Origin of the sequence: Winogradskyella sp. (assembly GCF_013213975.1) — a bacterium.
GTDB lineage: Bacteria > Bacteroidota > Bacteroidia > Flavobacteriales > Flavobacteriaceae > Winogradskyella.
The window spans coordinates 25,563-36,064 of record NZ_JABSST010000031.1 but is presented as its reverse complement, the minus strand read 5'-3'; the positions used below and the strand labels follow the sequence as shown (position 1 = coordinate 36,064).

12 protein-coding genes are annotated in these 10,502 nt (G+C 34.1%); 4 read left to right on the top strand and 8 right to left on the bottom strand.

Annotated features, from left to right (window positions below):
* Positions 1-100: 100 nt before the first annotated feature.
* The 8 genes from rplS to HRU49_RS06395 all read right to left on the bottom strand — a co-directional run bounded on the left by rplS (position 101) and on the right by HRU49_RS06395 (position 6,997).
* The gene (rplS, locus tag HRU49_RS06430; RefSeq protein ID WP_111683054.1) at positions 101-451 is read right to left on the bottom strand and encodes a 50S ribosomal protein L19; all 351 of its coding nucleotides are present in this window, start codon (positions 449-451) and stop codon (positions 101-103) included.
* Positions 452-581: 130 nt separating this feature from the next.
* Positions 582-1,259 carry a tRNA (guanosine(37)-N1)-methyltransferase TrmD gene (gene trmD / locus HRU49_RS06425; protein WP_296355332.1) on the bottom strand — a complete coding sequence of 226 codons (678 nt, stop codon included), beginning with the start codon at positions 1,257-1,259 and terminating at the stop codon, positions 582-584.
* Positions 1,260-1,340: 81 nt separating this feature from the next.
* Positions 1,341-1,736, bottom strand: coding sequence for a hypothetical protein (locus HRU49_RS06420; protein ID WP_296355330.1), 396 nt, complete (start codon positions 1,734-1,736; stop codon positions 1,341-1,343).
* A gap of 104 nt (positions 1,737-1,840) precedes the next feature.
* Positions 1,841-2,467 carry a tRNA (guanine-N1)-methyltransferase gene (locus HRU49_RS06415; protein WP_296355328.1) on the bottom strand — a complete coding sequence of 209 codons (627 nt, stop codon included), beginning with the start codon at positions 2,465-2,467 and terminating at the stop codon, positions 1,841-1,843.
* Positions 2,468-2,600: 133 nt separating this feature from the next.
* Entirely contained in the window at positions 2,601-3,341 is a 741-nt protein-coding gene (locus HRU49_RS06410; protein WP_296355326.1) for a hypothetical protein, read from the bottom strand.
* Between the two features lie 5 nt (positions 3,342-3,346).
* Entirely contained in the window at positions 3,347-3,862 is a 516-nt protein-coding gene (locus HRU49_RS06405) for a hypothetical protein (protein ID WP_296355324.1), read from the bottom strand.
* A gap of 145 nt (positions 3,863-4,007) precedes the next feature.
* The gene (locus HRU49_RS06400; protein WP_296355322.1) at positions 4,008-5,456 is read right to left on the bottom strand and encodes a glyceraldehyde-3-phosphate dehydrogenase; all 1,449 of its coding nucleotides are present in this window, start codon (positions 5,454-5,456) and stop codon (positions 4,008-4,010) included.
* 137 nt (positions 5,457-5,593) lie between these two features.
* The gene (locus tag HRU49_RS06395) at positions 5,594-6,997 is read right to left on the bottom strand and encodes a trypsin-like peptidase domain-containing protein (protein ID WP_296355320.1); all 1,404 of its coding nucleotides are present in this window, start codon (positions 6,995-6,997) and stop codon (positions 5,594-5,596) included.
* Between the two features lie 151 nt (positions 6,998-7,148).
* On the opposite strand from HRU49_RS06395, the gene dapF reads away from it, so the two are divergent.
* The 4 genes from dapF (at position 7,149) to HRU49_RS06375 (ending at position 10,405) form a co-directional block, all read left to right on the top strand.
* Positions 7,149-7,928 (top strand): diaminopimelate epimerase, encoded by a 780-nt coding sequence (gene dapF / locus HRU49_RS06390; RefSeq protein WP_296355318.1) that lies wholly within the window; start codon positions 7,149-7,151, stop codon positions 7,926-7,928.
* Positions 7,922-8,446, top strand: a complete 525-nt coding sequence (locus HRU49_RS06385; RefSeq protein WP_296355316.1) for a GNAT family N-acetyltransferase — start codon at positions 7,922-7,924, stop codon at positions 8,444-8,446. Before dapF ends, HRU49_RS06385 begins: the two co-directional genes overlap by 7 nt.
* A 3-nt stretch (positions 8,447-8,449) precedes the next feature.
* Positions 8,450-9,493 (top strand): endolytic transglycosylase MltG, encoded by a 1,044-nt coding sequence (gene mltG, locus HRU49_RS06380; RefSeq protein ID WP_296355314.1) that lies wholly within the window; start codon positions 8,450-8,452, stop codon positions 9,491-9,493.
* A gap of 105 nt (positions 9,494-9,598) precedes the next feature.
* Positions 9,599-10,405: a DUF2279 domain-containing protein gene (locus HRU49_RS06375; protein ID WP_363146392.1), complete on the top strand. Its 807-nt coding sequence runs from the start codon at positions 9,599-9,601 to the stop codon at positions 10,403-10,405.
* The last annotated feature ends 97 nt before the right edge of the window (positions 10,406-10,502 follow it).

Here is a 10,502-nt window from a genome sequence, read left to right as displayed (position 1 = left end):
GACAATAAATCTTACTTCCTTCACTAAACAATTCACTTAATTATAGGCATAAAAAAAACCTTCGATTTCGAAGGCTTTTTGTTTTTGTATGGTCGTTAGCTTATCGTCTAACTTCTTTAATTCTTGCTTTTTTACCAGTAAGACCTCTAAAATAGAAGATACGTGCTCTACGTACTTTACCACGCTTGTTAACTTCAATTTTCTGTAATGCTGGTAAGTTTACTGGGAAGATACGTTCTACACCAATTGTACCTGACATCTTACGAATAGTAAATGTTTCTGAAGTCCCACTGCCTTTGCGCTGTAAAACAACACCTTTGAAGAACTGTGTACGTGTTTTGTTTCCTTCTTTAATCTCGTAATACACAGTAATAGTATCACCTGCGCTAAATTCTGGAAGGTCTTTTTTGGTTACAAATTCGTCTTGTACAAATTTTACTAAAGAATCCATGTTTTCTTTTTTTATTATGGTTGCTTCAAACCAACATTCACGATTTTCGCCAGAGGTTAATCTAAAGTGGCTGCAAAGATAACTATTAATTGGAAATTGACAATTTTTAAGATATCATTTTTAAATGGTCTTACTCATCGAGTAGATCAGGTCGTCTTTCCTTAGTGCGTTGGTAAGCTTGTTCTTCTCTCCATTTTTCAATTTCACCAAAATTACCACTGAATAAAACATCTGGTACCTTCATACCTTTATACTCTCTAGGTCTTGTATATATAGGTGGTGCCAACAAGTTATCTTGAAATGAATCTGTTAGCGCAGAGGTTTCATTTCCTAATACTCCGGGAATTAAACGTATTACAGCATCGCATAATACAGCAGCTCCTAACTCTCCACCTGACAGCACATAATCACCAATAGAAATCTCTCTCGTAATAAATTTGTCTCGTACGCGCTGATCTACACCTTTGTAATGGCCACAAAGAATAATGATGTTTTCTTTAAGCGATACTTGGTTAGCGATGCTTTGATTTAAACGCTCACCATCAGGAGTCATATAAATAATCTCATCGTATTTACGCTCTGCTTGTAAACTAGTAATGCATTTATCTATAGGCTCTACAGACATCACCATTCCTGCACCACCACCAAATTGGTAGTCATCAACAGATTTGTAATTGTCTGTTGTGTAATCTCTTAAGTTGTGAAAATGCACTTCTACTAAGTTAGCATCAATAGCACGCTTTAGAATAGAGGCTTCAAATGGACTTTTTAATAACTCAGGTAAAACAGTAATAATATCAATGCGCATAATTTGGTTAAATAGATTGCAAAGTTAGGTTTAATTGTGGAAATCAAGATAAACTATCAAAAAATGAATAATAAATAGATTTTAATAGAATTCTGAATATTCATAGGGCTTGCATTGTTTACAATTGTTTAATTTTAATAAAAATTCATGCTTTAAAATATCAATAACTTTATAAGAATTTTGGTCTGTTATGGCATTGAATAGGATCATATCATACTTGAATTTATCTTTGAAGATTTGAGATTTTACATAGACCTTACGATGTATAGAATCAAATAAAATGGTTTGATAATCATTAATTATTGGATTCCATTCAGTATCATTTTTGAAATGGGAGATAGAAAAACCATTAGACATACCGTCACTTTGCGTGATTATTTTGATATCATCGATTAAATCAATTGTTTTTGTTTCTTTTTCAAACCATGCACACGAACTTATTAGTAAAACACATAAGATCCAAGTGGCTTTTTTCATAAGCTCGTTTTCTAATTATGAATAAACTTATATTTAATTGAATATAGCTCATAAAAAATCCGCAGAGGAGTTTTGCGGATTTCTATATTTTGTGTATCGATGATTTACGCCTTGTGTTTATTAATCTCATCTTGTAATTGACGTCTTACTTTTTGCTCACGTTCTAGCGCTACACGTCTGTGTTCGTCAAATTCTGTTTCTATTTCTTCAAGTTTCAGCTTAGCTTGTCTGGTTAAAGAATTTGAGTTTTTAAACTTATAAATAAAGAACAACAGTAGTGCTGTTAATGCAGCAATGATGCTCCACATAATTACATTATAGTTGGTCTTAGATGTTTGCATACCTAGTAAAGCCATATTATTCTTTTCTAAGTTAGTTTGATCTAAGGTGGTTTGGGTATTCCCTAATTTGGATTTTAAATCCTCAATTTCTTTTACTTGATTAGCAACGGTGGCTTCAGAATCGGCCAAATCTTTATACGTAGTTTTTAAGGAGTCGAGCACATTGGCTTTTAATTTTAATAGCCAAACTTGTTTAACAGCCTCATAAGGTTGTCCATTGGTACCTTTAAAGTTTCCAGACTTTCTAAAAATATATTCAAATTGGCTATCAATATTGCCACTATTAAGCGAGTATTGCTCCTCGGTAGTGTTGGTATTTTTTTGTGAAGAAACAGTTTGTAGGTTTAACGTCACTAAAAGAACTGCAGTGATTTTTGTTAAGAAATTCATTCTTAATTTAGTTTTGGTTGAGTGATTAATTAAGTGCCAAGATAATGATTTTATGAGCATATCATATATAAATTATCAAACAAATAGCCTTACAATTCTGCAAGGCTATGTATATACGATTACAAATAACTAGTTAGATGTTTATCGTACTTAAATGACTGATATTTGTGATATTAGTGTGATCTAAATTGTACTGGTAAAGCCCATTTTCTCCAATTAAAATTAAGCGGCCTTGATTAATAATTACATCAAATGCATTAACGTCTACCGAAGTTACTAAGCTCGAATTTTCTGGATTCGAAACATCAAACACCTTAACTTCATCATCACAAACAAAAAGGTAATTGCCATAGAGACCTAGACCGATAGGCTTTGTTAAATTTCTAGAAGAAATTAAAATCGGATTTGTGACCTCAGTGACATCATATATTTCTAAAACATTTATATCAGTACCGCAACCTATATTGGTATGTAAGGTCACAAAGGCATGTGTGTCATTAGCAACTACTGGATCACAAGCTGTAAAGTGTTCCACATCTGAAACATATGTTGGAGTTTCAGGATTATCGATATTATAAATATACATACCATTACGCGAACCCATATAGAGGTAATTCTTATAATTAAATAGGGTTTCGATATTCCACCCAATTGCTATCGTATTAACTTGTACAGGATTTTCTCGATCGGTTATGCTAAACACATTTAGATTCGTGTCGTCTACTACAAAAAGATAATCGAGATAAATGGCAAAGCGCGCTAAGGACCCACCTTGACCACTAGATTCGTTTAAGGTTGCTGAATCGTTTGATGACGTGCTATCAGAACTACATGCTAATAGAACCAATGCTAAAATTAAATATAGTCTTTTCATGGCGCTTAATTTATGAGTTCCCAATCTATTATTATCTCGTTTGGTGCAACGCTGTAGAAGCCTGGTCCGTTTGGTGTCCAAATTTGAGGAAATACATTTTCCAGGCGTTTGGTAATGGTTAAGGATTGATTGTTTTCATCAATAGTAAAAGCAATTAAATCTGTAGCATTATTTGCATAAAAAACATTTCCTTTTATGCTGAGGTCAGAAGAGCCTAATACTTGAACAAATCCAACATTAACCGGATTGCTTGGGTTAGCATTATTAATAAAGTGGAACCCTTTATTAATTTCGTTTATAAAAATAAGGTCATCTTTCACATAAATTTTTCCTGAGTTTTCGATGGTTCTAGGTATAGATTCGAAAATGGTTGTGGTTTCAAAAGCACTACGTTGCATAACCACAGGTTCGTAATTACTAAAGGGTTCAGGTTCGATGATGGCATCATCACTTCCCCAGCCAATACAAGCCTGAAAAATAAGTAGACTCAGTATTGTAATGAATAGAACAGGCTTTTTCATAGTAAGATTAAATGATTTAATTTATACTAAGATGCAAAAAATGCAATTGGGTTGCGTTAAAGCACCTTTCTTTTATCAACTTTAACATAAAACGAAAAAATCCTGCCTAAAGACAAGATTTTTTCTAACCATTTCAAGTAGTATTCTAATAGTAAGCGTATCGTCTTACCTTAGAAATATATTTTGCAAGTCTAATGACTTGATGACTATAACCATATTCGTTATCATACCATATATATAGGATAGCATTTTTGCCGTCTGTTCTCACAATTGTAGCTTTACTATCATAGATTGAAGGTGCAGAACTCCCAACGATATCACTAGAAACGAGTTCATCGCTCATTTCGTATTTAATCTGCTCAACTAAATCGCCTTCGAGCGCATATTTTTTCATTATGGTATTGAGACTTTCGACTGAAGTCTTTTTATCTAATTCTAAGTTCAGAATAGCGAGAGATCCATTTGGAACAGGTACTCTAATGGCATTAGATGTTAACTTTCCTTCTAAAGAAGGCAATGCTTTACTTACCGCCTTTCCAGCTCCAGTCTCAGTAATTACCATATTTAATCCGGCGGCTCTACCGCGTCTGTATTTATTATGGAAATTATCTACTAAGTTCTGGTCGTTTGTATATGCGTGAATGGTTTCTAAGTGTCCAGATTTGACACCGAAGGAATCTTCAATAGCTTTTAGTACTGGTGTGATAGCATTAGTCGTACAAGATGCTGCTGAGAAAATATGAACTTTATCAGGATTATATTCTAGGTGATTAACTCCATGTACGATATTAGGAATTCCTTTTCCTGGTGCCGTAAGCAGAACCTTACTTACACCTTTAGCCTTTAAATGTCTAGCCAGTGCTTTATCATCCCTAAATGCACCTGTGTTATCAATAACAAGGGCATTACTAATACCATATTTAGTATAGTCGATATCCTCTGGTGCATTTGCTGAGATAACATTAACTGTAGTACCATTAATAATTAATGCACTGTTTTTAATATCAACATTTACCATTCCAGAGAAATCTCCATGAACAGAATCGTTTCTTAGTAATGAAGCACGCTTTTCTAAGACAGTTTTGTTAATCTCACCACGAGTTACGATGGCTCTCAATCTTAATTGATTGCCTTTACCTGTGCGTGTCATTAATTCGCGCGCAACTAGTCTTCCAATTCTACCGAAGCCATAGAGTATAACATCTTTTGGTTCAATATTTTTGGATTTTTTTGCGTCAACTAATTTGGAAGCAACAAAAGCCGTCGCATTTTCATATTTCTGATCTTCTAGATGATACTCGTAGGTCAGTTTACCAATGTCTAGTTTAGCAGGGGGAAGGTTAAGTTTTTTAATGGCTTGTGCAATTTCGACAGAATCAAAAATTGATATTGGTTTCTGAACAAATTCACCTGCATATTCATGCAGATTTAAAATTTCGCTCACTTTTCTATCCATTAATTGATTTCTGAAGAGAACGAGCTCAATGGAATTGTCGTACCAAAGGTCGCTCACAGTTTTAATAAATTCGACCGTTGCTCTGCGACGATCGGCTTGAAACGCTAACTCTTTTTCGTAAGTGTCGTTAAAACCCATTTTGTTTTGGTTTATTGGTGTTTAATTTGGCGCAAAAATACATATTTCAAACGTTTTCGTAGCACATTTTACCGAAAATAAAAACCCTTCAAAGAATTACACTTTAAAGGGTTATTTTAAAACAATTTTAAGGTCATTTACCTAAAACTATAAACTACTTTTTCACCTTCTTTATTTATTACTTCAATTAAAAGTGGCTTATTAAAACTTCTAGTTTTAACTGCGTTTTGCACATCATCAACAGAGAAAAGTTTTTTACCATTAATTTTTGTTACGATACTACCTTCTTGTACACCTGCATTATACCAATCGGATTTGTAGTCCTCGTAAAACTCGGAGATTTTAACTCCATAATCGATATTATATTTTTCTAAATCTTTTTTTGTTGTATTTCGCAACTTTCCTATAGGTTGTAGGATAGTGATTGATGGTTTTAAAAGTGTTACAGGAACAATTTCTTCTTCCCCATCTCTTATTAAAGTCACATTCACAACATCCTCTGGACTTTTAGTTTTTAGATAACCTGTTAAATCTGAGAACTTACTGATTTCAACATTATCAATTTTTCTAATTATATCTCCAGATTGGATACCTGCCTTTTCGGCTCCAGTATCTTCGGTAACTTCACTCACATAGAAACCTTCTGCGATGTCTAATCCATTTTCCTGAGCAAACTTACTATTTAAGGCGCCACCAACAACACCTAATATGCCGTTTTGTACGTTACCATATTCCATGATATCATTTACAATCTTACGAGTAATATTACTCGGTACAGCAAAAGAATAGCCAATATAAGATCCATCCCTTGAGGAAATTGCTGTATTAATACCAATAAGATCACCATTGGTATTTACTAAAGCTCCGCCAGAATTACCAGGATTCACTGCTGCATCGGTTTGAATAAAGGACTGTGTGTTTCTACCACTTAAATCTCTCGATTTAGCACTGATAATACCAGCTGTTACTGTAGAGTTTAAATTAAAAGGATTACCAACGGCTAATACCCATTCACCAATTTTAGCGCTGTCAGAATCCCCAAATGCCATAAACGGTAAGTCTTTATCTGCTTCAATTTTAATCAGGGCAATATCGGTAGCCTCATCAGTCCCAACAAGTTCTGCCATATAAGTTTTGTTGTCATTTAAAGTAATACTTATTTCATTCGCATTTTGGATCACGTGATTATTCGTTACAATATATCCTGTTGGAGAAATTATAACACCGCTGCCAGTACCCACTTGAGCTCTTGGTTGACTGCGGCCAAAAAAGAAATCAGACATAGTTGTGGGAGCCGAGACAATGGCTGTATTTTTTACGTGTACCACAGCATCTAAGGATTTTTCTGCTGCATCAACAAAATTGGGCGCAATTATAGATGAACTATCCGTTGTTGTGTTTGTAGGTACGAAAATTGGTAGTTCTGAAACTTGCTCAACGGCTGTCTGACTATTTTTTTCTTCGATAAAAAGCTTATAGCCACCTAAAGTTAATACACCACCTAATATAGACACACTTAATAACATTAAAATCTTCTTCATAATTTCAGATAATTTAAGTTTAATTGTTTAACGACTAAATTTATGTATTTATTGATTTTCAAATCTATTTTAACGACTATTTAACGTCAACTTTAACGGCCTTTTAACAGCTCGTTTTACAGTCTAATATTCTTATATTTGTCAACCAGATATGAGCATACCGTTTTACAAATACCAAGGCACTGGAAATGATTTTATCATCGTTGATAATCGTTTAGATGTTATTAACAAAAATGATACCAAACGTATTGCAGAACTATGTGATCGACGATTTGGCATTGGGGCGGACGGATTTATCCTATTAGAGAATGACAAAAATTCTGATTTTAGGATGGTGTATTTCAATGCTGATGGCAACGAAAGTAGCATGTGTGGTAATGGTGGTCGCTGCATCAGTGCTTTTGCACATTTTCTAGGTATTGTGGATAGAGATACCGAGTTTATTGCTATTGATGGATTACACAAAGCAAAAATTGATAATGACATGGTAGAATTGCAGATGCAGAATGTAGATGCAATTACTTCTTTTGAAAATCATGTCTTTTTAGATACTGGTTCTCCGCATCATGTAGAAATGGTTTCCAATATTCAAGATTTGGATGTAAAGCTCAAAGGTGCTTCTATACGCTATGGCAAACCATATGGAAAAGCTGGTAGCAATGTAAATTTTGTTGAACAAATTTCTTCAGATCGATTTGCAGTTAGAACCTATGAACGAGGAGTAGAAGATGAGACCTTATCTTGTGGTACTGGAGTTACAGCGGTGGCACTAGCCATGCATAAGACTGCAAAAACAACAACCAATAAAGTAATTCTAAAAACTCAAGGTGGAGAGTTAAAAGTGAAGTTTGATACCGATGTAAATGGTTATCAAAATATTTGGTTAATTGGTCCTGCTAAACAAGTTTTTAAAGGCGAATTGCAATGGTAAGTTTAAAAGGTGACCACATTTATCTTAGGGCTCTTGAGCCAGAAGATCTTAACTTTGTTTATGAGGTTGAGAATGATACTTCATTCTGGGAATTGAGTGATACTCAAGCACCTTATTCCCGATTTTTAATAAAGCAGTATCTTGAAAATGCTAAACAAGATATTTTTGAAGCTAAGCAATTACGTTTAGCAATTTGTACTAACGATAACAATACCGTTGGCCTAATTGACGTTTTTGATTTTAATTTTAAGAATAGAAGAGCAGGAATTGGTATTTTAATTAAAGACCATTTAAAAAGAAATAGTGGTTATGGTAAAGAAGCTTTAAGTCTTCTGATAAACTATTGTTTTAAAGTATTGCAACTGCATCAGGTATATGCTAATATTTCAGAAGGAAATGAAGCTAGTTTAAAGTTATTTGAAGGCAATGGTTTTAAAAAAATAGGATTGAAAGAAGACTGGAGTTATGATGGACAGGAGTTCTATAATGAATATATTTTACAACGTATTAATACATAAGCTATGTATATCAAGAAGATACTTTGGGCTATAGCCTTGATAGGATTGGTGATTTTTGGAGTAATAGCATACTACATTTATGGAGCTATGTTTGAGCCAAATACTAAGTTTAAAGATGAGGTTTTATACATAGAAATACCTTCAGGTGCCAACTATCTCCAAGTAAGACAACAACTAGAGCCATTACTTGAGGATATGGATTCTTTTGATGCCTTGGCACAGCAAAAAAAATATGTGAATAATATTAAAGCGGGACGATTTGCGATTTCAAACGGAATGAACAATAATGAGATTATTAATTCCATTAGAAGTAAAAATGTGCCTTTAAAAATTGCATTTAACAATCAACATAGTTTAGAAGCATTGGCAGGAAGAATTGGTTCGCAGATTGAAGCGGATAGTATAGCGTTAATTACTGCTATGACAGACACAACTTTTCTTAAAGAAAACGGATTTTCCCAGGCAACGGCTTTGGGTATGTATTTACCTAACAGCTATGAGTTTTTCTGGAATACCTCGGCTGAGGGATTTAGAGATAAGATGTTAAAAGAATATGATCGATTTTGGAATGACTCTAGACGTGCAAAAGCCAAGGCATTAAATCTTACTCTAGATGAGGTAGTAACCTTGGCATCTATCGTTTATGAAGAATCAAAACAAGCAGATGAACAACCTCGTGTTGCTGGAGTTTATTTAAATCGTCTTCGTATTGGAATGAAATTAGATGCTGATCCAACCCTTAAATTTGCGGCTTACCAATTACCTGAGTATAAAAACACTGTTATTAGACGTGTCTTAAATGTGCATAAAGAGATTGATTCACCTTACAATACCTATAAAAATGCAGGTCTGCCACCAGGATTAATTGCTATGCCTGATTTGTCGGCCATAAACGCTGTTTTAAATCCTGAGAAGCATGATTACTTCTATTTTGCTGTAGATGCAAAACGTGTTGGTTATCATAAGTTTGCAAAAACATTAGCGCAACACAACAATAATGCAAGGGAATATCAGCGCTATCTGTCTAGTCAAGGAATATATAGGTAAGTATTGAAATGGTTAAAATGCCATAGTGTTATTTTTTTATTGTGTACTTCTAGTTCCTTAATTGCTCAGTCAAATGTTTCTAGGTTTTTAAAGCCAAGTGATTCTTTGAATGTACCCCGACGTAATACAGTCGTCATTACAGAGGCTTCATTGGCCACCATAACCTTAATTGGTTTGGATCAATTATGGTACGCTGATTATCCGCGTTCAAAATTCAAAACTATTGATGATGGTGAGGAATGGTTACAGATGGATAAGTTGGGTCATGTGTTTTCATCCTATCAATTGGGTAGAATTGGCGCTCAAACATTAAATTGGGCAGGAGTTTCTAAGCAAGATCAATTATTATATGGGTCTACATTAGGATTAGGCTTTTTAACTGCTGTAGAAGTAATGGATGGCTTTTCTGAAGAATGGGGTTTTTCCTGGACTGATATGTTAGCAAATACATTTGGAACTGGGTTGTACGTTGGGCAAGAGTTGTTATGGCAGGAGCAAAGGGTAGTTTTAAAATATTCCTTTCATAGAACACAATTTGCTCAAGAAAGACCAGATCAACTTGGCAATGGTCTATTTGAAGAGATTTTGAAGGACTACAATGGTCAAACGTATTGGCTTAGTGCTAATATTAAGTCGTTTATTAAATCGGAAAAGATTCCTAATTGGCTCAATTTAGCTTTTGGCTACGGTGCAGAGGGTATGCTTACTGGAAACGCTAATGATGACTTCGTCCAAAATGAAAATAGAGTTAGGCAATATTATCTCAGTTTAGATATTGATTTATCGAAAATCAGAACAAATTCTCGCTTCTTAAAAACAATATTTGATGTTTTTAACTTTATTAAGGTGCCTTTTCCAGCAATAGAGCTGAATAGCAAAGGTCGTGTAAAGCTGCATTATTTCTACTTTTAACAACTTTTAACAAAGCTTAACAGTCTGATTTTCAATAATTAAAAATTAGTTGTATATTTGCACGCGAATTTTATAAGGCAAAAAGGGGACCGCCTTA